Source organism: Streptomyces sp. NBC_00075, from assembly GCF_045041225.1.
GTDB classification, from domain to species: Bacteria; Actinomycetota; Actinomycetes; order Streptomycetales; family Streptomycetaceae; genus Streptomyces; species Streptomyces adonidis.
In genome coordinates, this window is the sequence record NZ_CP108243.1 from 8,668,860 (window position 1) to 8,692,423 (window position 23,564).

Here is a 23,564-nt window from a genome sequence, read left to right on the forward strand (position 1 = left end):
TAGCGGAGATCCGTCGTACCCTGGCGGGGATAAAGTGGCTTGCCACTTTGTCCCCGTCGTCCATCAGAATCCGAGGAAGTTGGTCCAGCCGTGGTTTTGGGGTTCTCGATCGCCCTGATCGTCTTCAGCCTGCTGCTGATGCTGCTCGTGCTGATGCACAAGGGGAAGGGCGGCGGCCTCTCCGACATGTTCGGTGGCGGCATGCAGTCGTCCGTCGGCGGCTCCTCGGTCGCCGAGCGCAACCTCGACCGCATCACCGTCGTGCTCGGTCTGCTGTGGTTCGCGTGCATCGTGGTGCTCGGCATCCTGATGAAGGTGAACAACTGATCAGCGGCTGACACCGGTCGTCAAATACCGGTACGACAGCACATTACGCACGCACATTCCGCACGTAAGGCCCCATGTTCGGTACGCCCCGCCAAGGGCGGCCTATCATGGGGCTTGCGTCTTGGTGCGGGGCTGTAACTCCAAGCACTGGACGCGCGTTGGGCCTTACGTAGACTGAGGCGCTCGCAACGAAGCGAAAACGCCGACTCGCTTCGCGGCACCATTACGCAGGGAGTTACGACCGTGGCAAGTGGCAACGCGATCCGAGGAAGCCGGGTCGGGGCGGGGCCGATGGGCGAGGCGGAGCGTGGCGAGTCCGCGCCACGGCTGCGCATCTCCTTCTGGTGCTCCAACGGGCACGAGACGCAGCCCAGCTTCGCCAGCGACGCGCAGGTCCCCGACACCTGGGACTGCCCGCGCTGCGGCTTTCCCGCCGGACAGGACCGGGACAACCCGCCGGACCCGCCGCGCACCGAGCCGTACAAGACGCACCTGGCGTACGTACGGGAGCGGCGCAGCGACGCGGACGGCGAGGCGATCCTCGCCGAGGCGCTCGCCAAACTGCGGGGCGAGATCTAGGAATTGACGGCCGGCCAGGCACCGAGAAGGTGCCTGGCCGGACCCGTCTGACGGGGCGTCGCACACCGGCTCCCCGACCGATTGTCAGTGGTGCCCTCTACGGTTTGTGAATCGGCGAACCGCGAGGGGGAGTTGTGACGACGGTCGAGACGGCGGGAGCGTGTGCGCCCGCGTGGCGCGGGGGATTCGGGCGGCTGTGGAGCGCCGCCGTCCTCTCCAGCTTCGGCGACGCGCTGCGCACGGCCGCCCTGCCCCTGCTCGCCACGACCCTCACCGACCAGCCCCTGCTCATCGCCTCCGTGACGGCCTGCGGCTATCTGCCCTGGCTGGTCTTCGGACTGCTCGGCGGAGCCGTCGCGGACCGCGTGGACCAGCGGCGCGCGATGTGGACGGTCGATGCGGTACGAGGGCTGCTGGTCGCCTGCTTCGCCGTGGCCGTCGGCCTCGGGCACGCCTCGATCGGCCTGCTCATCGCGCTCGCCCTCGCGCTGACCACACTCCAGACCCTCTTCGACAACGCCTCGACGGCCCTGCTGCCGACCCTGGTCGACAAGGAAGCGCTGGGCGGCGCGAACGCCCGTCTGATGACCGGCCAGCGCATCGCGGGCGGTCTGCTGGCCGGCCCTGTGGTGCCCGTACTGCTCGTGCTGGGAGCGGCCGTGCCCTTCGCGGCCGACGCCGTCACCTTCCTGGTCGGGGCGGCCCTGGTCGCCTCGCTGCGGCCCGACGTGCCCGCGCGGACACCGAGACCGGCGGGCAGCACCCTGCGCGCGGAGATCACGGCCGGCCTGCGCACCCTGTGGCACGACAGACCGCTGCGTGGCCTGTGCGTGGCCACGGCACTGTGCAACGTCGGCATGGGCGCCCTCATCGCCACGATGGTCCTGCTGGTGACGGGCTGGCTGGACGCGGGCAACGGAGGGTACGCGGCGGCGATGACCGCGTACACCGTCGGCAGCCTCGCAGGCGGCGCGCTGAACGGCCGGCTCGTGAACCGGATCGGGCGGATACGGGCCGTGCTGCTCGCCGGTACGGTGCAGACCGGCGCGCTGGTCGTCATGGGGACGGTGCGCAGCCTGGCCGCGCTGGTGGCGGCCCTGGCGGTGTTCGGGGTCATGGGGATGGTGTGGAACGTCAACACGACGACCCTGATGCAGCGTCGCAGCCCCGCCGGGATGCTGGGCCGGGTCAGCTCGGCCTTCCGGACGCTGGCGGTCGCCGGAGCACCCCTGGGCGCGCTGCTGGGCGGAGCCGTCGCGACGGCGTGGGGACTGAACACGCCGGCGCTGCTCGCCGCGGCTTTCTTCGTCCTGTCGGTCGCCTCGCTGATACCGGGGCTGAAGCCGGACGTATCTGTGGGTGAGGACGTGTCTGTTGTTCGACCGGATGACGGTCCGACGACAGTTCGACCAGCGCGTTGATCAATTAGGTTGGGACCGGCAGCGGGGCCCAGGCACGAAAGAGGCGGAAGTCCGAGATGAACGCAGACAGCCGTAGCAGGCTCAACCAGACGCCCGAGTGGACGGCACTGGCCAAGCACCATGAGGAGCTGGCGGACACCCATCTGCGGGACCTGTTCGCGACCGACCCAGGGCGCGGCACCGGCTACACGCTCCAGGTCGGTGATCTGCACATCGACTACTCCAAGCACCTGGTCACGGACGAGACGCTGCGACTGTTGCGCGAGCTGGCCGCCGCGACGGACGTGTTCGGGCTGCGGGACGCCATGTTCCGGGGCGAGCGGATCAACACGACCGAGGACCGCGCGGTGCTGCACACCGCGCTGCGGGCGCCGCGGGACGCGGTGGTCGAGGTCGACGGGGAGAACGTCGTGCCGGCTGTGCACGGGGTGCTGGACAGGATGGCCGGGTTCGCGGAGCGGGTGCGTTCGGGTGCGTGGACGGGCCACACCGGCCGTCGTATCAAGAACGTGGTCAACATCGGTATCGGGGGCTCGGACCTCGGTCCGGCGATGGCGTACGAGGTGCTGCGGGCGTTCACGGCACGGGAGTTGACGTTCCGGTTCGTGTCGAACGTCGACGGTGCCGACCTGCACGAGGCGGTGCGGGACCTGGACCCGGCGGAGACGCTGTTCATCATCGCGTCGAAGACGTTCACGACGATCGAGACGATCACGAACGCGACCTCGGCCCGTTCCTGGCTGCTGGCGGGGCTGGGCGGTGAGGAGGCGGCGGTCGCGAAGCACTTCGTGGCGCTGTCGACGAACGCCGGGAAGGTCGGCGACTTCGGGATCGACACGGCGAACATGTTCGAGTTCTGGGACTGGGTCGGTGGGCGGTACTCGTACGACTCGGCGATCGGGCTGTCGCTGATGATCGCGATCGGGCCTGAGCGGTTCCGGGAGATGCTGGACGGGTTCGCGCTGGTCGACGAGCACTTCCGGACGGCTCCGGCGGAGGAGAACGTGCCGCTGCTGCTGGGGTTGTTGGGGATCTGGTACGGCAACTTCTTTGGTGCGCAGTCGCATGCTGTGCTGCCCTACTCGCACTATCTGTCGAGGTTCACGGCCTACTTGCAGCAGTTGGACATGGAGTCCAACGGCAAGTCGGTCGGGCGGGACGGGCTGCCGGTGGAGTGGGAGACCGGGCCGGTGGTGTGGGGGACGCCGGGGACGAACGGGCAGCACGCGTACTACCAGTTGATCCATCAGGGGACGAAGCTGATCCCGGCCGACTTCATCGGGTTCGCCGAGCCGGTGGGGGAGTTGAGCGACGAGCTCAAGGGTCAGCACGATCTGTTGATGGCGAACTTCTTCGCGCAGACGCAGGCGTTGGCGTTCGGCAAGACGCCGGAGGAGGTGCGGGCGGAGGGGGTGCCGGAGGAGCTGGTGGCGCACAAGACGTTCCGGGGGGACCATCCGACGACGACTGTGCTGGCTCGGGAGTTGACTCCGTCGGTGCTGGGGCAGTTGATCGCTTTGTACGAACACAAGGTGTTTGTGCAGGGGGCTGTGTGGAACATCGACTCGTTCGATCAGTGGGGGGTCGAGTTGGGGAAGGTGTTGGCGAAGCGCGTCGAACCCGCGCTCACCACAGGAGCTGATGTCCCCGGCCTCGACTCGTCCACCGTCGCCCTGGTGGCCACGTATCGGGAGTTGCGCGGGAGGTAGGGGTTGTCTCGCCCCCGCCGCCCCTACCCGTCCCATCCCGTTCCTGGGGGCTGCGCCCCCAGACCCCCCTTTCGGCCTGAACGGCCTCGTCCTCAAACGCCGGACGGGCTGGGTGGTGCCGGCCGGTGCTTGATCTTTTAGCCCGTCCGGCGTTTGAGGACAAGGCCCGTTCAGGGCCGTGGCGGGGGTTCGGGGGCGGTAGCCCCCGAGGATGGGAATGGGTAGGGGCGGCGGGGGCGAAGAAAACTCGCCCCCGCCGCCCCTACCCGGTGTCGACGTTCCTCAGGGGGACGCCGGTGGGTACAGCGTCCGTGGGAGTTGGGACGCTGCTGCCGCGTCCAGGAGCCACAGGGTGCGTTGTCTGCCGTACGCGCCTGCTGCGGGGGCCTGGATCTCGCCCGCGCCCGACAGCGCTATCGACGCCGCCCCCGCCTTGTCCTCTCCCGCCGCCAGCAGCCATACCTCCCTGGCCGCCCGGATCGCCGGGAGGGTCAGGGTGACCCGGGTCGGTGGGGGTTTCGGGGCGCCGTGGACGCCCACGACCGTGCGGTCCGTTTCCCGTACCGCCGGTAGCTCCGGGAACAGGGACGCCACATGCGTGTCCGGGCCCACGCCCAGCATCAGGACGTCGAACGTGGGGACCGGACCGTGGTTCTCCGGGCCCGCTGACTTCGCCAGCTCCGCCGCGTACGCCTCCGCCGCCGCGTCCACGTCGGAGCCGTACGGGCCGTCCGACGCGGGCATGGCGTGGACACGCGTCGGATCCAGCGGCACCGCGTCCAGCAGTGCCGCCTTCGCCTGGGTGACGTTGCGGTCCGGGTCGCCCTCGGGCAGGAAGCGTTCGTCGCCCCACCACAGGTCGAGCCGGGTCCAGTCGATCGCGTCCCGGGCCGGTGCGGCGGCCAGGGCGGCCAGCAGGCCGTTGCCGTTGCGGCCGCCCGTCAACACCACTGACGCCGAGCCACGAGACGCCTGCGCGTCCACGATCTTCGTGATCAGGCGGGCCGCGGCGGCCTCGGCCATCAGCTCCTTGTCGCGGTGGACGACGAGCTGCGGTGCCGTACTCACTTCGCCGACACCTTCTTCACCGGCGGCATCAGGGCGGGGGTGGCCCTGTCCGTGTCCTCTGCCGCAGGGGCCTTCCTCGCCGGTTCCAGCGCCAGTGCCGACGACGGTACCGGGGCCGCCTTCGGCGGTTCGGGGGGCGTCGGAGCCGCCAGTCGGTCCACCCCGAAACGCAGCGCCGACGCGTACGTGTCGTCCGGGTCCAGGCGGCGCAGTTCCTCCGCCATCAGCTCGGACGTCTCGCGGCGCTTGAGCGCCACCGCGCGGTCGGGCTGACCCTGGATGGAGAGGGTGGCGAGAGAGCCGTCGGCCCGGTCCAAGGTGATCGGGCCCGTGCTCGTCCGCATGCGTACCGCCGTCAGGCCGGGGCCCGAGGACAGGGAGCGCTTCACCGGGACGTCGAGGCGGTCCGCCAGCCACATCGCCAGCAGCTCGCAGCTCGGGTTGAACTCCTCGCCCTCCACCTCGACCGCGTCCACCTCGCAGGTGACCTGGTCCAGGGCGGCGGCCAGCATCGAGCGCCACGGGGTGATCCGGGTCCACGACAAGTCCGTGTCGCCCGGCGTGTACGCGTCCGCTCGCGCCGCCAGTTCCCTTACCGGCTGCTCTGCCGCGTACGTGTCCGTCACCCTGCGCTGTGCCAGGGCGCCCAGCGGGTCCTTCGCAGGGTCCAGCGGGGCGTTCACCGGCCACCAGACGACCACGGGGGCGTCCGGCAGCAGGAGAGGGAGGACCACCGAGTCGGCGTGGTCCACTACCTCGCCGTACAGGCGCAGGACGACCGTCTCGCCGGTGCCCGCGTCCACGCCGACCCTGACCTCGGCGTCCAGGCGGGACGTCGTACGGTCGCGGGGGGAGCGGGAGACGCGCTTGACGACGACCAGGGTGCGTGAGGGGTGCTCGCGCGAGGCGTCGTTCGCGGCCTTCAGGGCGTCGTACGCGTTCTCCTCGTCGGTGACGATGACGAGGGTCAGCACCATGCCTACGGCCGGGGTGCCGATGGCACGCCGCCCCTTCACCAGCGCCTTGTTGACCTTGCTGGCCGTGGTGTCCGTGAGGTCTATTTTCATGGGCGCCGCCAGCTCCGTCCGTCTCGTTCGAGCATTTCGTCGGCCTCGACGGGACCCCAGGTGCCCGAGGGGTACTGGGCGGGCTTGCCGTGCTTGTCCCAGTACTGCTCGATCGGGTCGAGGATCCGCCAGGACAGCTCGACCTCCTCGGTGCGCGGGAAGAGGTTCGAGTCGCCGAGGAGGACGTCCAGGATCAGGCGCTCGTACGCCTCGGGGCTGGACTCCGTGAAGGACTCGCCGTACGCGAAGTCCATGGACACGTCCCGGATCTCCATCGAGGTGCCGGGCACCTTGGAGCCGAAGCGGACCGTGATGCCCTCGTCGGGCTGGACGCGGATGACGATCGCGTTCTGGCCCAGCTCCTCCGTCGCCGTGTGGTCGAAGGGGGAGTGCGGCGCCCGCTGGAACACGACCGCGATCTCGGTCACCCTGCGGCCCAGGCGCTTGCCGGTCCTCAAGTAGAACGGGACGCCCGCCCAGCGGCGGTTGTCGACCTCCACCTTGATCGCCGCGTACGTGTCGGTCTTCGACTTGGGGTCGATGCCGTCTTCCTGGAGGTAGCCGATGGCCTTCTCGCCACCCTGCCAGCCCGCCGCGTACTGCCCGCGGACCGTGTCCTTGCCCAGGTCCGGCGGGAGCTTGACCGCGCCGAGGACCTTGGTCTTCTCGGCGGCCAGCGCGTCCGCGTCGAAGGAGGCCGGCTCCTCCATGGCCGTCAGGGCCATCAGCTGGAGGAGGTGGTTCTGGATGACGTCACGGGCCGCGCCGATGCCGTCGTAGTAGCCGGCCCGGCCGCCGATGCCGATGTCCTCGGCCATCGTGATCTGTACGTGGTCCACGAAGGACCGGTTCCAGATCGGTTCGAACATCTGGTTGGCGAAGCGGAGCGCCAGGATGTTCTGGACGGTCTCCTTGCCGAGGTAGTGGTCGATCCGGAAGACCTGGTCCGGGGCGAAGACCTCCTCGACGGTCGAGTTCAGCTCCTCCGCCGACCTGAGGTCGTGGCCGAAGGGCTTCTCGATGACCGCGCGCCGCCAGGAACCGCTGTCCTGGTCCGCCAGACCGTGCTTCTTCAGCTGCTTGATGACCACCGGGAAGGCGGACGGCGGCACGGAGAGATAGAAGGCGAAGTTGCCGCCCGTCCCCTGCGCCTTGTCCAGCTCGTCGATCGTCGAGCGCAGCCGCTCGAACGACTCGTCGTCGTCGAAGGTGCCCTGGACGAAGCGCATCCCCTGGATGAGCTGCTGCCAGACCTCCTCGCGGAACGGCGTACGGGCGTGCTCCTTGACGGCGTCGTGGACCTCCGCCGCGAAGTCCTCGTTCTGCCACTCACGCCGGGCGAAGCCGACGAGGGAGAAGCCTGGTGGCAGCAACCCGCGGTTGGCGAGGTCGTACACGGCAGGCATCAGCTTCTTGCGTGACAGGTCGCCGGTGACCCCGAAGATGACCAGGCCCGACGGCCCCGCGATACGCGGGAGCCGTCGGTCTGCGGGGTCACGCAGCGGGTTGCTGCTTGACAAGGTTTCAGCCCTCCGAGGGGGCGAGGCGCGCCAGTTCCGCCTCGGTCGACTTGAGCAGGTCGGTCCAGGACGCCTCGAACTTCTCGACGCCCTCGTCCTCCAGCAGCTGGACCACGTCGTCGTACGAGATCCCGAGCTTCTCGACCGCGTCGAGCTCGGCGCGGGACTGCTCGTACGTACCGGCGATGGTGTTGCCGGTGATCTGACCGTGGTCCTCGGTGGCGAACAGGGTCGCCTCCGGCATGGTGTTCACGGTGTTCGGCGCGGCCAGGTCGTCGACGTACAGGGTGTCCTTGTACGCCTTGTCCTTGACGCCGGTCGAGGCCCACAGCGGACGCTGCTTGTTGGCCTGCGCCTTGTCGAGGGCCGCCCAGCGGTCGGTCGAGAAGACCTCCTCGTACGCCTGGTAGGCGAGCCGCGCGTTGGCGAGACCGGCCTTGCCACGGGCGGCCTTGGCCGCGTCGGTGCCCAGGGCGTCGATCCGCTTGTCGATCTCGGTGTCCACGCGGGACACGAAGAAGGACGCCACGGAGTGGATCTTCGACAGGTCGAGGCCGCGGTCCTTGGCCTTCTCCAGACCGGCCAGGTAGGCGTCCATGACCTCGCGGTAGCGCTCCAGGGAGAAGATCAGCGTGACGTTGACGCTGATCCCGAGGCCGATGACCTCGGTGATCGCCGGGAGACCCGCCTTGGTGGCCGGGATCTTGATCAGGGTGTTCGGACGGTCGACGAGCCAGGCCAGCTGCTTGGCCTCGGCGACGGTCGCGGCGGTGTTGTGGGCGAGACGGGGGTCGACCTCGATCGACACCCGGCCGTCCTGGCCCTGCGTCGAGTCGAAGACCGGACGCAGGATGTCGGCGGCGTCACGGACGTCCGCCGTCGTGATCATGCGGATCGCCTCTTCGACGGTGACCTTGCGGGCGGCGAGGTCGGTGAGCTGCTGCTCGTAACCGTCACCGCTGCTGATCGCCTTCTGGAAGATCGACGGGTTGGTCGTGACGCCCACGACGTGCTGCTGGTCGATCAGTTCGGCGAGGTTGCCGGACGTGATCCGCTGGCGCGACAGGTCGTCCAGCCAGATCGCGACGCCTTCCTCGGAGAGGCGCTTGAGTGCGTCTGTCATGGAATTACATCTCCTACGTGTCGTATGTGAGCGTCAGCGCTGGGCGTCGGCGAGGGATTCCCGAGCCTTGGCGGCCACGTTCTCGGCAGTGAAGCCGAACTCCTGGAAGAGGACCTTGCCGTCGGCCGACGCACCGAAGTGCTCCAGGGAAACGATGCGACCCGCGTCACCGACGTACTTGTGCCACGTGAGACCGATACCGGCCTCGACGGAGACACGCGCCTTGACGGCGGCCGGGAGAACGCTCTCGCGGTACTCCGGGGACTGCTCCTCGAACCACTCCACCGACGGCATCGACACCACGCGCGTGGGCGTGCCCTCGGCCTCCAGCAGCTCACGCGCGGCGACCGCGACGTGCACTTCGGAGCCGGTCGCGATCAGGACGACCTCGGGGGTGCCGTTCGACGCCTCGAACAGGACGTAACCGCCCTTCGCGGCATCCTCGTTGGCCTCGTACGTCGGTACGCCCTGACGGGTCAGCGCGAGGCCGTGCGGGGCGCCCTTGCCGAAGACCTTCGTCCAGCGCTTGAGGATCTCGCGCCAGGCGATGGCCGTCTCGTTGGCGTCCGCCGGGCGGACGACGTTCAGGCCTGGGATGGCGCGCAGCGACGCGATGTGCTCGACCGGCTGGTGCGTCGGGCCGTCCTCGCCGAGGCCGATGGAGTCGTGCGTCCACACGTACGTCACCGGCACGTGCATCAGCGCGGACAGCCGTACCGCGTTACGCATGTAGTCGGAGAAGACGAGGAAAGTACCGCCGTAGACACGGGTGTTGCCGTGCAGCGCGATGCCGTTCATCTCGGCGGCCATCGAGTGCTCACGGATACCGAAGTGGATCGTGCGGCCGTACGGGTCCGCCTCCGGCAGCGGGTTGTCCGCCGGGAGGAACGAACTCGACGCGTCGATCGTGGTGTTGTTCGAGCCGGCCAGGTCGGCCGAGCCGCCCCACAGCTCCGGGATGACGGCGCCCAGTGCCTGGAGGACCTTGCCGGACGCGGCACGCGTCGCGACACCCTTGCCCGCCTCGAAGACCGGGAGCTTCTCCTCCCAGCCCTTGGGCAGCTCACCCGCGGAGATACGGTCGAACTCGGCGGCGCGCTCGGCGTTGTTGTTGCGCCACTCCTGGAACGACTTCTCCCACTCCGCCTTCGCCTGGCGCCCGCGCTCCAGGGCCTCACGCGTGTGGTTCAGCACCGCGTCCGAGACCTCGAAGGACTGCTCCGGGTCGAAGCCGAGGACACGCTTGGTGGCCGCGACCTCGTCGTCGCCGAGCGCCGAGCCGTGCGCGGCCTCGGTGTTCTGGGCGTTCGGGGCGGGCCAGGCGATGATCGAGCGCATCGCGATGAACGACGGCTTGTCCGTCACCTTCTTCGCGGCCTGGACGGCGTTGTAGATGGCGTGCGGGTCGAGGTCGCCGTCCGGCTTCGGGGCGATCCGCTGGACGTGCCAGCCGTACGCCTCGTACCGCTTGACGACGTCCTCGGAGACCGCCGTCTCGGTGTCGCCCTCGATCGAGATGTGGTTGTCGTCCCACAGCAGGACCAGGTTGCCGAGCTTCTGGTGGCCGGCCAGCGAGGACGCCTCCGCGGAGATGCCCTCCTGGAGGCAGCCGTCACCGGCGATCGCGAAGATGAAGTGGTCGAACGGGGACTCCCCTTCGGGTGCCTCCGGGTCGAACAGACCGCGCTCGTAGCGGGCGGCCATGGCCATGCCCACGGCGTTGGCGACACCCTGGCCGAGCGGACCGGTCGTCGTCTCGACGCCTGTCGTGTGCCCGTACTCGGGGTGGCCGGGGGTCTTCGAACCCCACGTCCGGAACGCCTTCAGGTCGTCCAGCTCCAGGCCGAAACCGGCCAGGTACAGCTGGGTGTAGAGGGTCAGGGACGAGTGGCCGGCGGACAGCACGAAACGGTCGCGCCCGACCCAGTCGGCGTCCGCCGGGTCGTGCCGCATCACCTTCTGGAAGAGGGTGTACGCGGCGGGGGCCAGGCTCATCGCCGTACCGGGATGGCCGTTGCCGACCTTCTGTACGGCATCGGCGGCCAGGACGCGGGCGGTGTCGACGGCCCGCTGGTCCAACTCGGTCCACTCGAGGTCTGTGGTGGTCGGCTTGGTGCTCACCCTGGGTCAGGGCTCCTCTCCACATGTCTAATGCCGGCGTCCTCGGTGTCCACCGGCTGCCGGGGGCTGACACCCTCGGCCTTTGTCGAGCCTACCCTCGTAAGAACGTGCAGCTTTTCGAGTCATTCCAGACTGCCGGGACTGCTTCGGATCCGCCTCCCGGCCTCTGCCGGACCGCTGCCCGACCAGTGTGATCGGCATTCGGCTGGTGAATACGAAGCGGGCGGTCCAACTGCTCAATCGAGCCACGTCACGCCCATCACAAAGCACCCCTCAACACGACCCCACCCCCGCGAAGGGCGGGGTCTGGGCAACGTCTAGAGTGGCGTGGTAAGCGCGAGCCTTTACCGGGACTTCACACCGGGAGGCTTGTTGGAATGTCTCTGTCAGGGGTGTGCGTGACGGCCGTTGAATCCCGTCCAGCGGGGATGATCGGGACGAGCCAGAGCCCGAGCCGACGGCCGTTCGGGGCCCGGGTCATGGCGTTCGTGGCATTGACGAAGCCGCGGATCATCGAGCTGCTGCTCATCACCACCGTTCCGGTGATGTTCCTCGCGGAGCAGGGGGTGCCGGACCTGGGTCTGGTGCTCCTCACCTGTGTCGGCGGCTATCTCTCCGCGGGCGGCGCGAACGCGCTCAACATGTACATCGACCGTGACATCGACGCGCTGATGGACCGCACGTCGCAGCGTCCGCTGGTCACCGGCATGGTCAGCCCGCGCGAGTGCCTGGCCTTCGGCATCACCCTCGCCGTCGCCTCCACCCTCCTCTTCGGCCTCACGGTCAACTGGCTGTCGGCCTGGCTGTCGCTGGGCGCCCTCCTCTTTTACGTGGTCATTTACACGATGATCCTCAAGCGGCGTACGTCACAGAACATCGTGTGGGGCGGCATCGCGGGCTGTATGCCGGTCCTCATCGGCTGGTCCGCCGTGACGGACTCGCTCTCCTGGGCGCCGCTCATCCTCTTCCTGGTCATCTTCTTCTGGACCCCGCCGCACTACTGGCCGCTGTCCATGAAGGTGAAGGAGGACTACGCGCGCGTGGGCGTGCCGATGCTGCCGGTGATCGCCTCCAACAAGACGGTGGCGCGGCAGATCGTGGCGTACAGCTGGGCGATGGTCGTGGTCTCGCTGCTGCTCACCCCGCTCGGTTACACCGGCTGGTTCTATACGTCGGTGGCGCTCGCGGCGGGGGGCTGGTGGCTGTGGGAGGCGCATGCCTTGCAGGGGCGGGCGCGGGCTGAGGTGGCCGGCGGGAAGCTCAAGGAGATGCGACTGTTCCACTGGTCGATCACCTATGTGTCGCTGCTGTTCGTGGCTGTGGCTGTGGATCCCTTCCTGCGGTGATGGGCTCATAGTCGGCTACGGGTTCGGTGGGGGCTGGTCGCGCAGTTCCCCGCGCCCCTGAAGGGCTCGTGGCCAAGGCCACTTCGCCCTGCCGTCGCCAGCCGGTCTACCCGTCGGTAGCATCCTCGGCATGGCAGATACGCAGGAGCGGACGGCGGCCAAGCTCGCCAAGCAGATCAACGGGTTCGCCAAGCAGCATGGTGGGGCCGAGGGGCAGGTGGCGTACATCGGGGAGCGTGGGGCCCGGATCGTGCTCGTCGGTGAGGACGGTGGCTGGGGCGACCTGGTGGCTCCCTCGTACGAGATCGCCCAGCAGGCCGTCGAGAAGGCCGGCATCACCGTCCACGAGGACTTCGACGGCGAGTTCGCGGCCAAGGTGACGACCGGCCCGTACGAGTGGACGCGCATGGCGGGGATCCAGGTCGGCGGGCCCAGCAACTCATGAGGCGTGGGGAGTGGCCGATCGGCGCCGCTCATTCCCACGGGGTGTGCGAGAGCAACACCTGACAGTCGGTTCACCCGTTAGGACCTTAGGAACACACGGTCCAGACACGGGGAGCCCGGATGATCGAAACGCCGTCCCTCGTGGACCAGTACTGCCACGGCGTACTGAGAACAGAGCTGGGCCTCGGCACCTTCGAGGCCCAGCTCGCGCGTACCGAGGGGCCGCCCGCCGCCGGGACGACCCTCTTCGACACCCAGACCGGGTTCGCCGTACGCCGTTGGTGCCCCCCGCTGCTCGGCCTGGAGCCGCACGCTCCCCCCGCCCGCTATCTCGCCCGGCGTCGTGAACTCGGCGTACTGGAGTCGGGCCGGCGGCTGCTGCGGGGCAGCGGAATCACGACATATCTGGTCGACGCGGGGCTGCCCGGCGACCTCACCGGGCCCGATGAGATGGCCTCCGCCGGCGCTGCCGAGGCCCATGAGATCGTCCGGCTCGAACTCCTCGCCGAACAGGTCGCCGACACCTCCGGCACCGTCGAGTCCTTCCTAGCCAACCTCGCCGAGTCGGTGCACGGCGCGGCCACGAGCGCCGTGGCCTTCACCTCCGTGGCGGGCGTACGGCACGGACTGGCGCTCGCGCCCGATCCGCCGGGGCCGGGAGAGGTGCGGGGCGCGGCGGGCCGCTGGCTGGCCGGACGCCGGGTCGGCGGCGCGCTCAGCGACCCGGTGCTGCTGCGCCATCTGCTGTGGATCGCGGTCGCCTCGGGCCTGCCGCTCCAACTCCACGCCGGGCTCGGCGAACCCGGCATGCGCATCGACCGTACGGACCCGGTCCTGCTCACCGACTTCGTCCGCGCGACGGCCGGACTCGGCACCGACCTGGTGCTGCTGCACGGATACCCGTACCACCGCCACGCGGCCCACCTCGCCGGTGTCTTCCCGCATGTGTACGCCGATCTGGGCGCCGCCATGGTCCGTACCGGTGCCCGGGCCGCCGCCATCCTCGCCGAGATCCTCGAACTCGCCCCCTTCGGCAAGATCATCTTCTCCAGCGGTGCCCAGGGCCTGCCCGAACTCCATGTGGTGGGCGCCCGGCTCTTCCGCGAGGCCCTCGGCCGGGTGCTCGGCGGCTGGGTCGCCGAGGGGGCCTGGTCGCTGGGGGACGCGCAACGGGTGGCCGGGTTGATCGCCGCGGGGAACGCGCGACGGGTGTACGGGCTGGGCCAGCTGTACAGACAGGGGGCATGACGACACACGGGACCCGGACGAACGCCCTGACCGAAGCCTTACTGGACCGCTTCCTGGGTGAGGTGCGCGCGCTCGCCCCGGTCGCCGTCTGGGCCCACGGATCACTGGGCGGCGGCGACTACCAGGAGGGCCGCAGCGACCTCGACATGATCGCCGTCCTGGCCGGGCCGATCGGACCGGCCACCGCCTGGAACGTGGCCGAGCTGCACGCCCGTCTCCGCACCCACCCGCTCGCCCCGCTGCTGCACTGCACCTACCTGTCCGACGCGACGACGGCCAATCCCGAGTGGCGGCACCTCACCTGGGCGCACAGCCAGCTGTTCCGGCGGACCGTCTCCCCGGTGACCCGGCGCGAGCTGCACTCCTTCGGACGGGTGCTGTACGGGAAGGTGCCAGGGGAGCTGCTTCCGCTGGTGCGGGACCGGCAGTTGACCGACTACGTCGTGCGTGACCTGCGCGACAATTACCGACCCGCTGTGGACAAGGCCCGGCTCTGGACGCGAGACGTGTGGGTCGACCTGGGCCTGGTCACCTTCGCGCGGGCGACCATGACCGTGCGGGAGGGCAGCCTGATATCGAAACGGGAGGCGCTGGACCTGCTGCCGGGGCTGGGGGCGCCGATGGAGGTCGTCGAGGACATCGCACGGCGGCGGTACCGGCAGGAGGGCCGGCCTGTGGGAGACGGGTGGCCCGAGCGGCGCGCAGAGCTGACGCGGGGCTTCCTGGGGCCCGCGATCGACCGCCTGGTGGCCTCGTACGGCTGATGTCCTGAAAAACGTCTACGCGCGCGTGCCGACCGTCGCCTCGGTCGCCGGGCCGGGTACGTCGGCCAGGGCGGCGGTGTCCCGGCGCTCGCGCAGGGCCAGCCGGACGCGGAGGACCGCGATCCACACCAGCGCCGAGCCGAGCATGTGGAGGCCGACCAGGACCTCGGGGAGGTTCGTGAAGTACTGGACGTATCCGATGATTCCCTGCGCGAGCAGGATCAGGAACAGGTCCCGCGTGCGGTCCAGCGGGCCCTTGGGGGAGTCGACCGCCTTCAGGACGAACCACAGGGCGAATGTCAGCGTCACCACGACCCAGGCGAGCACCGCGTGCAGCTTGCTGACGTTCTCCCAGTTCAGCGGCATGCGTTCGATCTCGCTTGAGTCGCCCGCGTGCGGGCCCGAGCCGGTCACCACCGTGCCGACCGCGATCAGCAGCACCGTGGCGGCCACCAGGAACCACACCAGCTGCTGCACGGCCTTGCCGACCAGCGGGCGGGGCGCCTCGTCGCCCTCCTTCGTGCGCTGCCACATCACCGCGGCGACCGCGATCAGGGCCGAGGAGAGCAGGAAGTGGGCCGCGACCGTGTACGGGTTGAGACCGACCAGGACGACGATCCCGCCCAGGACCGCGTTGCTCATGACGACCCAGAACTGCGCCCAGCCGAGCCGGGTGAGGCTGCGGCGGTACGGCTTCTCCGAGCGGGCGGCGATGATCGCCCAGCCGACGGCCGCGCACAGGACGTACGTCAGCATGCGGTTGCCGAACTCGATGACGCCGTGGACGCCCATCGCGCTGGTCGTCGTCAGCGAGTCGTCGGTGCACTTGGGCCAGGTCGGGCAGCCGAGCCCCGATCCGGTCAGCCGTACGGCACCGCCGGTCACCACGATGACCACCGACATGACGAGCGCGGCGAGCGCGGCGCGCTGCACGGTCCGAGGGGTCGGCGTCCAGCGGGCGGCGATGAAGGCGAGGGGGTTCCGCAGGGCGGACAGGGCCTCGGCGGGGGTCATCTTTGGCACGCGTCCCATCGTAGGCGGCTGCTTGTGCACGCTTTCACGAGGGGTACCCGGGGGTCTGCTCCCTCGGTCACTCCCAGCGGAAGAAGCGGCCCGCCGCCGCCAGCCCCACGACCGCCCACACTCCGAGGATCCCCAGGTCGCCCCACGGCATCCCGGCGCCGTGCTGGAGCACGTCCCGCAGGCCGTCCGAGAGGGCCGAGATCGGCAGCAGGGCCAGGGCGTCCTGGGCGCCGGGCGGGAACTTGTCCAGCGGGACGATCACCCCGCCGCCCACCAGGAGCAGCAGGAAGACGAGGTTCGCGGCGGCCAGCGTGGCCTCCGCCTTCAAGGTGCCCGCCATCAGCAGGCCGAGGCCCGAGAAAGCGGCCGTGCCGAGGAGGAGCAGAAGGAGCACGGCGAAGGGATTGCCGTGCGGGGACCAGCCGAGCGCGAAGGCGATCGCCGTCAGCAGGGCGACCTGGAGGATCTCGGTGACCAGTACGGATGCCGTTTTCGCCGTCATCAGGGCCCAGCGGGGGAGCGGGGAGGAGGCGAGTCTCTTCAGGACGCCGTAGCGGCGTTCGAAGCCCGTCGCGATCGCCTGGCCCGTGAACGCCGTCGACATCACGGCCAGCGCGAGGATGCCGGGAGCGAGGAAGTCGACCGCCTTGCCGGCTCCCGTGTCGACGATGTCGATCGAGCCGAACAGGAGGAGGAGCAGGGCCGGGATGATCACCGTCAGGAGCAGCTGCTCGCCGTTGCGCAGCAGCATCTTCGTCTCCAGGGCCGCCTGCGCCCCGATCATGCGGGGGAGCGGGGCGGCGCCCGGCTGCGGGATGTAGGTGCCTGTCGCGGTCGTGGTGGTCGTCATGAGCGCAGTTCCTTGCCCGTGAGCTCCAAAAAGACGTCTTCCAGGGTGTGCCGTTCCACCGAGATCCGGTCCGGCATCACCCCGTGCTGTGCGCACCACGACGTCACCGTCGCGAGGAGCTGCGGGTTGACCTTGCCGCCGACGCGGTAGGCGCCCGGGGTCAGCTCGGCTGCCGTGCAGTCCGCGGGGAGGGCCTTGAGCAGGGAGCCCACGTCCAGGCCCGGGCGGCCCGTGAAGCGCAGGGTGTTCTCGGCGCCGCCCCGGCACAGTTGTTCCGGGGTGCCCTGGGCGATGACCTTGCCGGCGTCGATGATCGCGACGTCGTCGGCGAGCTGCTCGGCCTCGTCCATGTGGTGGGTGGTGAGGATGACCGAGACGCCGTCGGTGCGCAGGTCGCGGACCAGGTCCCAGGTGGCGCGGCGGGCCTGGGGGTCCAGGCCGGCGGTCGGTTCGTCGAGGAAGACCAGTTCCGGGCGGCCGACGACCGCCATCGCGAGCCCCAGGCGCTGCTGCTGGCCCCCGGAGAGGCGGCGGTAGGTCGTCCGGCCGCAGCTGCCGAGGCCCAGGCGTTCGATGAGGGCGTCCACGTCGAGCGGGTGGGCGTGGAGTCTGGCGACGTGGCGGAGCATTTCGTCGGCGCGGGCGCCCGAGTAGACGCCGCCGGACTGGAGCATCACGCCGACCCGGGGGCGGAGAGCGGCGGCTTCCCGTACGGGATCGAGGCCCAGCACACGTACCGTCCCGGAGTCCGGTCTGCGGTATCCCTCGCACGTCTCGATGGTCGTCGTCTTGCCCGCGCCGTTCGGACCGAGTACGGCGGTGATGCCCGCCGGGGCCACCAGGTCGAGGCCGTCCACCGCGGTCTTCGTGCCGTACCGCTTCACCAGGGCCTGGACCTGGACCACGGGCTCGCTTCGCATGGGTCCAGAGTCTAGGTACGGGAGGTGTCACCCAGGTGCGCGGGGGCCTGATCCGGCATCGGTGCGGGCCAGGGGTCGGGCGTGCTCCCGTGCTGCTCGGGGGCGGTCCGGTGATCGATCAAAGATCGTTTGCGCAGGTCAGGTTAGGTGAGCCTAAGTGATGCAGGGCACCGTCGTGAGGGGTGGACGCGGCTTGCCGCGCTCTGAGGAATTACGCAACAATGGTGTTGTGAAATACGTCGGCGAGGATCGGGAGGCTCCCATGGGTGCCCCTCAGGAGGAACTCGCGACCGGTGAGCGCTCGACGCGCAACCGGGTCGCGCGGTCCATCCTGGACCACGGTCCGTCGACCGTCGCCGAACTCGCCGGGCGACTGGGCCTGACCCACGCGGCCGTACGCCGTCACCTTGACGCGCTGGTCGCCGATGACGTCGTACAACCGCGAGAGCAGCGGGTCTACGGGGCACGTACCCGTGGCCGGCCCGCCAAGGCCTTCGCGCTCACCGACTGCGGACGCGACGCCTTCGACCAGTCGTACGACACGCTCGCCATGGACGCGCTGCGCTGGATCGCCGCGCGCGAGGGCGGCGACGAGGCGGTGCTCGCCTTCGCGCGGGCCCGGTTCGCCGAGCAGGCCGAGGGCTACCGCGAGGCGATCGAGGCCGCAGGCCCCGAGAAGCGCGCCGAAGCCCTGGCCAAGGCCCTGAGCGCGGACGGGTACGCTGCTACGGCGCGCAGCGCACCGGTCGGAGAGCAGCTCTGCCAGCACCACTGCCCGGTGGGCCATGTCGCGGAAAAGTTCCCGCAGCTCTGCGAGGCGGAGACGGAGATCTTCTCCCAGCTGCTCGGCACGCATGTCCAGCGGCTCGCGACCATCGCCCACGGCGACGGTGTGTGCACGACGTTCATCCCCAAGGCCTCACACGCCTCAGCTTCACCCGCCCCACAGTTGTCCACCACCACCCATAAAGCATCTGCACGTACCGCCGGGAGGAACCCAGCATGACGCTCCCCATCGAGGAGACTGCCCACCCCGAGCTGGAGGGTCTGGGCACGTACGAATACGGCTGGGCCGACTCCGACGCGGCCGGTGCCGCTGCCAAGCGCGGCATCAACGAGGACGTCGTCCGCGACATCTCCTCGAAGAAGTCCGAGCCCGAGTGGATGACCAAGCTCCGCCTCAAGGGCCTGCGCCTCTTCGAGAAGAAGCCCATGCCGAACTGGGGCTCGGACCTGTCGGGCATCGACTTCGACAACATCAAGTACTTCGTGCGCTCCACGGAGAAGCAGGCGGAGTCCTGGGAGGATCTGCCCGAGGACATCAAGAACACCTACGACAAGCTCGGCATCCCGGAGGCGGAGAAGCAGCGCCTGGTCGCCGGTGTCGCCGCGCAGTACGAGTCGGAGGTCGTCTACCACCAGATCCGTGAGGACCTGGAGGAGCAGGGTGTCATCTTCCTCGACACCGACACCGCGCTGAAGGAGCACCCGGAGCTCTTCAAGGAGTACTTCGGGACCGTCATCCCGGTCGGCGACAACAAGTTCGCCTCGCTGAACAGCGCTGTGTGGTCGGGCGGCTCGTTCATCTACGTGCCCAAGGGCGTGCAGGTCGAGATCCCGCTCCAGGCCTACTTCCGTATCAACACGGAGAACATGGGCCAGTTCGAGCGGACCCTGATCATCGTCGACGAGGGTGCCTACGTGCACTACGTCGAGGGCTGTACGGCGCCGATCTACAAGAGCGACTCCCTGCACTCCGCGGTCGTCGAGATCATCGTCAAGAAGAACGCCCGCTGCCGCTACACGACCATCCAGAACTGGTCGAACAACGTCTACAACCTGGTCACCAAGCGCGCCGTCGCCTACGAGGGCGCGACCATGGAGTGGATCGACGGCAACATCGGCTCCAAGGTGACGATGAAGTACCCGGCCGTCTACCTCATGGGCGAGCACGCCAAGGGCGAGACCCTCTCCATCGCCTTCGCGGGCGAGGGCCAGCACCAGGACGCAGGCTCCAAGATGGTCCACATGGCGCCGAACACCTCCTCCAACATCGTCTCGAAGTCCGTGGCGCGCGGTGGCGGCCGTACGTCCTACCGCGGTCTCGTCGAGATCGGCGAGGGCGCCCACGGCTCCAAGTCCAACGTGCTGTGCGACGCGCTGCTGGTGGACACCATCTCCCGCTCCGACACGTACCCGTACGTCGACGTCCGCGAGGACGACGTGTCCATGGGCCACGAGGCGACCGTCTCCAAGGTCTCCGACGACCAGCTCTTCTACCTGATGAGCCGCGGTCTGACCGAGTTCGAGGCGATGGCGATGATCGTGCGCGGCTTCGTCGAGCCGATCGCCAAGGAACTGCCCATGGAGTACGCGCTCGAACTCAACCGGCTGATCGAGCTCCAGATGGAGGGCTCGGTCGGCTGACGTGCCGACCGTCCTCCCCATCAAGCCACTTACGCAGGAAAGAGAGCAGACCGACAGCCATGGCTGAGGTTCAGAACATCCCGGTGGGCAGCACCACCGCCGGCTCGATCGCGGTTGCGGCCGCGGCCGAGTCGACCGTCGCCACGCGCATGAGCGCGCCCCCCTCCTTCGACGTGGCGGACTTCCCCGTCCCCCACGGCCGCGAGGAGGAGTGGCGGTTCACCCCGCTGGACCGGCTGCGCGGGCTGCACGACGGCACCGCGGTCGCCACCGGCGCCGGAGTGAAGGTGGACGTCCAGGCACCCGAGGGCGTCACCGTCGAGGCCGTCGGCCGTGACGACGCGCGCCTCGGCCGGGCCGGCACCCCCGTGGACCGCGTCGCCGCCCAGGCGTACTCCTCCTTCGAGGTGGCCGGTGTGATCACCGTCCCCAAGGAGGCGGTCCTCGCCGAGCCGATCCGCGTCGCCGTGCACGGCGAGGGTGGTGTGGCCTACGGCCACCAGGTCATCGAGCTGGGCGCCTTCGCCGAAGCCGTCGTGATCATCGACCACACCGGTGACGCCGTGCTCGCCGCCAACGTCGAGTACGTCCTGGGGGACGGTGCCAAGCTCACCGTCGTCTCCGTCCAGGACTGGGACGACCAGGCCGTGCACGTCGCCCAGCACAACGCGCTGATCGGCCGCGACGCCACCTTCAAGTCCTTCGTGGTCACCTTCGGCGGCGACCTCGTACGCCTCCACCCGCGCGTCTCCTACGCCGGCCCCGGTGGCGAGGCCGAGCTGTTCGGCCTGTACTTCACGGACGCCGGGCAGCACCAGGAGCACCGCCTCCTCGTCGACCACAACACCCCGCACTGCAAGTCGAACGCCGTCTACAAGGGCGCGCTCCAGGGCCAGGACGCCCACGCGGTGTGGATCGGTGACGTGCTCATCGAGGCCAAGGCCGAGGGCACCGACACCTACGAGATGAACCGCAACCTGGTCCTCACGGACGGGGCCCGCGTGGACTCCGTACCGAACCTGGAGATCGAGACCGGTGAGATCGTCGGCGCCGGGCACGCCAGCGCGACCGGGCGGTTCGACGACGAGCAGCTGTTCTATCTGATGGCCCGCGGTATCTCGGCCGACGAGGCCCGCCGGCTGGTCGTGCGCGGCTTCTTCGCCGAGCTGGTCCAGCAGATCGGCGTCGACGACATCCAGCAGCGCCTTCTCACGAAGATCGACGAGGAGCTGGAGGCGTCGGTCTGATGTCGACCACCTTTGTGCGGGCCTGCGGGCTGAGCGAGCTGGACGAGGACACCCCGAAGCGGGTGGAACTCGACGGCACGCCGGTCTCGGTCGTCCGTACCGAGGGTGAGGTGTTCGCGATCCACGACATCTGCTCGCACGCGAACGTCTCGCTCTCCGAGGGCGAGGTGGAGGACTGTCAGATCGAGTGCTGGCTGCACGGCTCCAGCTTCGACCTCCGCACCGGCAAGCCGTCCGGCCTTCCCGCGACGCGCCCCGTCCCCGTATACCCCGTAAAGATCGAAGGGGACGACGTGCTCGTCTCCCTCACCCAGGAGTCCTGAGGAACCCATGGCAACGCTTGAAATCCACGACCTGCACGTCACCGTCGAGGCCGACAACGCCACGAAGGAGATCCTCAAGGGCGTCGACCTCACCGTGAAGCAGGGCGAGACCCACGCCATCATGGGCCCCAACGGCTCCGGCAAGTCGACCCTCGCCTACTCGCTCGCCGGTCACCCGAAGTACACGATCACCGGCGGTACCGTCACCCTCGACGGCGAGGACGTCCTGGAGATGTCCGTCGACGAGCGCGCCCGCGCGGGCCTGTTCCTGGCGATGCAGTACCCGGTCGAGATCCCCGGTGTCTCCGTCTCCAACTTCCTTCGTACGTCCGCCACCGCCATCCGCGGTGAGGCGCCGAAGCTGCGCACCTGGGTGAAGGAGGTCAAGGAGACCATGCAGCGTCTCAACATGGACCCCGCCTTCGCCGAGCGCAACGTCAACGAGGGCTTCTCCGGCGGTGAGAAGAAGCGCCACGAGATCCTCCAGCTGGAGCTGCTCAAGCCGAAGATCGCGATCCTCGACGAGACGGACTCCGGTCTGGACGTCGACGCGCTGCGGATCGTCTCCGAGGGCGTCAACCGCGTCCGCGAGACCGGTGAGGTCGGCACCCTGCTGATCACCCACTACACGCGCATCCTGCGCTACATCAAGCCCGACCACGTCCACGTCTTCGCGGACGGCCGGATCGCCGAGTCCGGCGGTCCGGAGCTGGCCGACAAGCTGGAGAACGAGGGCTACGAGGCTTACACGAAGGGTGGCGCATCCGAGTGACCCAGCTGCCGGGCCTCCTCGATACCGAGGCGATCCGTAAGGACTTCCCGATCCTCGATCGGGTGCTCCACGACGGCAAGAAGCTCGTGTACCTGGACAACGCGGCGACCTCCCAGACGCCCCGCCAGGTCATCGACACCCTCTCCGAGTACTACGAGCAGCACAACGCCAATGTGCACCGTGGCATCCATGTGCTCGCCGAGGAGGCCACGGCGCTGTACGAGGGCGCGCGTGACAAGGTCGCCGCGTTCATCAACGCGCCCAGCCGCGACGAGGTGATCTTCACCAAGAACGCCTCCGAGTCGCTCAACCTCGTGGCCAACATGCTCGGCTGGGCCGACGAGCCCTACCGGGTCGACCACGAGACCGAGATCGTCATCACGGAGATGGAGCACCACTCCAACATCGTGCCGTGGCAGCTGCTCGCGCAGCGCACGGGCGCGAAGCTGAAGTGGTTCGGCCTCACGGACGACGGCCGGCTCGACCTCTCGAACATAGACGAGGTCATCACGGAGAAGACGAAGATCGTCTCCTTCGTGCTGGTCTCCAACATCCTGGGCACGGTCAACCCGGTCGAGAAGATCGTGCGCCGGGCGCAGGAGGTCGGGGCCCTGGTCCTGATCGACGCCTCGCAGGCCGCGCCGCACATGCCGCTGGACGTACAGGCCCTCCAGGCCGACTTCGTGGCCTTCACCGGCCACAAGATGTGCGGTCCGACGGGCATCGGCGTGCTGTGGGGCCGCCAGGAACTCCTGGAGGACCTGCCGCCCTTCCTCGGCGGCGGCGAGATGATCGAGACCGTGTCGATGCACTCGTCGACGTACGCTCCCGCCCCGCACAAGTTCGAGGCGGGCACCCCGCCGATCGCCCAGGCGGTCGGCCTGGGAGCGGCGATCGACTACCTGTCGGCGATCGGCATGGACAAGATCCTCGCCCATGAGCACGCGCTCACCGAGTACGCGGTGAAGCGGCTCGGCGAGGTTCCCGACCTGCGGATCATCGGCCCGACCACGGCCGAGGACCGGGGCGCGGCGATCTCCTTCACGCTCGGTGACATCCACCCGCACGACGTGGGCCAGGTCCTCGACGAGCAGGGCATCGCCGTCCGGGTCGGCCACCACTGCGCCCGCCCGGTCTGCCTGCGCTACGGAATTCCCGCGACCACGCGAGCGTCGTTCTATCTGTACTCCACGCCCGCCGAGATCGATGCTTTGATCGACGGTCTGGAGCACGTACGGAACTTCTTCGGCTGAGGGGCTGGCTGG

22 protein-coding genes are annotated in these 23,564 nt (G+C 69.1%); 14 read left to right on the top strand and 8 right to left on the bottom strand.

Annotated features, from left to right (window positions below):
• Window positions 1-96: 96 nt before the first annotated feature.
• From secG to pgi, 4 genes are all read left to right on the top strand, one after another.
• Window positions 97-327 (top strand): preprotein translocase subunit SecG, encoded by a 231-nt coding sequence (gene secG, locus OG787_RS37995; protein WP_055529234.1) that lies wholly within the window; start codon window positions 97-99, stop codon window positions 325-327.
• A 243-nt stretch (window positions 328-570) separates the two neighbouring features.
• Window positions 571-906, top strand: a complete 336-nt coding sequence (locus OG787_RS38000; RefSeq protein WP_003957010.1) for an RNA polymerase-binding protein RbpA — start codon at window positions 571-573, stop codon at window positions 904-906.
• A 134-nt stretch (window positions 907-1,040) separates the two neighbouring features.
• Window positions 1,041-2,327, top strand: coding sequence for an MFS transporter (locus OG787_RS38005; RefSeq protein WP_369033712.1), 1,287 nt, complete (start codon window positions 1,041-1,043; stop codon window positions 2,325-2,327).
• A 56-nt stretch (window positions 2,328-2,383) separates the two neighbouring features.
• Complete coding sequence (gene pgi, locus OG787_RS38010; RefSeq protein WP_405538285.1) at window positions 2,384-4,036, top strand: glucose-6-phosphate isomerase; 1,653 nt, start codon at window positions 2,384-2,386, stop codon at window positions 4,034-4,036.
• Window positions 4,037-4,318: 282 nt separating this feature from the next.
• On the opposite strand, the gene pgl is transcribed toward pgi, so the two are convergent.
• The 5 genes from pgl to tkt are packed head-to-tail and all read right to left on the bottom strand — an operon-like array spanning window position 4,319 to window position 10,935.
• On the bottom strand, window positions 4,319-5,104 hold the full coding sequence (gene pgl / locus OG787_RS38015; protein ID WP_369037489.1) for a 6-phosphogluconolactonase: 786 nt from the start codon (window positions 5,102-5,104) through the stop codon (window positions 4,319-4,321).
• A complete protein-coding gene (gene opcA, locus OG787_RS38020) occupies window positions 5,101-6,171 on the bottom strand; it encodes a glucose-6-phosphate dehydrogenase assembly protein OpcA (RefSeq protein ID WP_369037490.1) in 1,071 nt (356 codons plus the stop codon). Before opcA ends, pgl begins: the two co-directional genes overlap by 4 nt.
• Complete coding sequence (zwf, locus tag OG787_RS38025; protein WP_369037491.1) at window positions 6,168-7,691, bottom strand: glucose-6-phosphate dehydrogenase; 1,524 nt, start codon at window positions 7,689-7,691, stop codon at window positions 6,168-6,170. The genes opcA and zwf overlap by 4 nt, the downstream gene beginning before the upstream one ends.
• Window positions 7,692-7,695: 4 nt before the next feature.
• Window positions 7,696-8,814, bottom strand: a complete 1,119-nt coding sequence (tal, locus tag OG787_RS38030; protein ID WP_369037492.1) for a transaldolase — start codon at window positions 8,812-8,814, stop codon at window positions 7,696-7,698.
• Window positions 8,815-8,847: 33 nt separating this feature from the next.
• Window positions 8,848-10,935, bottom strand: coding sequence for a transketolase (gene tkt, locus OG787_RS38035; RefSeq protein ID WP_405538286.1), 2,088 nt, complete (start codon window positions 10,933-10,935; stop codon window positions 8,848-8,850).
• Between the two features lie 428 nt (window positions 10,936-11,363).
• On the opposite strand from tkt, the gene OG787_RS38040 reads away from it, so the two are divergent.
• The 4 genes from OG787_RS38040 (at window position 11,364) to OG787_RS38055 (ending at window position 14,737) form a co-directional block, all read left to right on the top strand.
• Window positions 11,364-12,281, top strand: coding sequence for a heme o synthase (locus OG787_RS38040; RefSeq protein WP_405540709.1), 918 nt, complete (start codon window positions 11,364-11,366; stop codon window positions 12,279-12,281).
• Between the two features lie 130 nt (window positions 12,282-12,411).
• Entirely contained in the window at window positions 12,412-12,726 is a 315-nt protein-coding gene (locus OG787_RS38045) for a hypothetical protein (RefSeq protein WP_369037494.1), read from the top strand.
• A 119-nt stretch (window positions 12,727-12,845) separates the two neighbouring features.
• Window positions 12,846-13,973 (top strand): amidohydrolase family protein, encoded by a 1,128-nt coding sequence (locus OG787_RS38050; protein ID WP_405538288.1) that lies wholly within the window; start codon window positions 12,846-12,848, stop codon window positions 13,971-13,973.
• Window positions 13,970-14,737: a nucleotidyltransferase gene (locus OG787_RS38055; RefSeq protein WP_405538289.1), complete on the top strand. Its 768-nt coding sequence runs from the start codon at window positions 13,970-13,972 to the stop codon at window positions 14,735-14,737. The genes OG787_RS38050 and OG787_RS38055 overlap by 4 nt, the downstream gene beginning before the upstream one ends.
• A gap of 15 nt (window positions 14,738-14,752) precedes the next feature.
• Here the strand turns inward: OG787_RS38055 and OG787_RS38060 are convergent, their stop codons facing one another.
• The 3 genes from OG787_RS38060 to OG787_RS38070 are packed head-to-tail and all read right to left on the bottom strand — an operon-like array spanning window position 14,753 to window position 17,530.
• Window positions 14,753-15,769, bottom strand: a complete 1,017-nt coding sequence (locus tag OG787_RS38060) for a COX15/CtaA family protein (RefSeq protein WP_405538291.1) — start codon at window positions 15,767-15,769, stop codon at window positions 14,753-14,755.
• Between the two features lie 58 nt (window positions 15,770-15,827).
• Entirely contained in the window at window positions 15,828-16,610 is a 783-nt protein-coding gene (locus OG787_RS38065; RefSeq protein ID WP_405538292.1) for an ABC transporter permease, read from the bottom strand.
• On the bottom strand, window positions 16,607-17,530 hold the full coding sequence (locus OG787_RS38070) for an ABC transporter ATP-binding protein (protein ID WP_369037499.1): 924 nt from the start codon (window positions 17,528-17,530) through the stop codon (window positions 16,607-16,609). The genes OG787_RS38065 and OG787_RS38070 overlap by 4 nt, the downstream gene beginning before the upstream one ends.
• Window positions 17,531-17,759: 229 nt before the next feature.
• On the opposite strand from OG787_RS38070, the gene OG787_RS38075 reads away from it, so the two are divergent.
• From OG787_RS38075 to OG787_RS38100, 6 genes are read left to right on the top strand one after another with little or no spacing between them, the layout of a single operon-like run.
• Window positions 17,760-18,536 carry a helix-turn-helix transcriptional regulator gene (locus OG787_RS38075; protein ID WP_369037500.1) on the top strand — a complete coding sequence of 259 codons (777 nt, stop codon included), beginning with the start codon at window positions 17,760-17,762 and terminating at the stop codon, window positions 18,534-18,536.
• Entirely contained in the window at window positions 18,533-19,957 is a 1,425-nt protein-coding gene (sufB, locus tag OG787_RS38080) for a Fe-S cluster assembly protein SufB (protein ID WP_369037501.1), read from the top strand. The genes OG787_RS38075 and sufB overlap by 4 nt, the downstream gene beginning before the upstream one ends.
• 59 nt (window positions 19,958-20,016) lie before the next feature.
• Window positions 20,017-21,204, top strand: coding sequence for a Fe-S cluster assembly protein SufD (gene sufD / locus OG787_RS38085; protein ID WP_405538294.1), 1,188 nt, complete (start codon window positions 20,017-20,019; stop codon window positions 21,202-21,204).
• Window positions 21,204-21,527: a non-heme iron oxygenase ferredoxin subunit gene (locus OG787_RS38090; protein WP_105975095.1), complete on the top strand. Its 324-nt coding sequence runs from the start codon at window positions 21,204-21,206 to the stop codon at window positions 21,525-21,527. The genes sufD and OG787_RS38090 overlap by 1 nt, the downstream gene beginning before the upstream one ends.
• 7 nt (window positions 21,528-21,534) lie before the next feature.
• A complete protein-coding gene (sufC, locus tag OG787_RS38095; protein WP_369037503.1) occupies window positions 21,535-22,299 on the top strand; it encodes a Fe-S cluster assembly ATPase SufC in 765 nt (254 codons plus the stop codon).
• Window positions 22,296-23,552 carry a cysteine desulfurase gene (locus OG787_RS38100; protein WP_369037504.1) on the top strand — a complete coding sequence of 419 codons (1,257 nt, stop codon included), beginning with the start codon at window positions 22,296-22,298 and terminating at the stop codon, window positions 23,550-23,552. The genes sufC and OG787_RS38100 overlap by 4 nt, the downstream gene beginning before the upstream one ends.
• The last annotated feature ends 12 nt before the right edge of the window (window positions 23,553-23,564 follow it).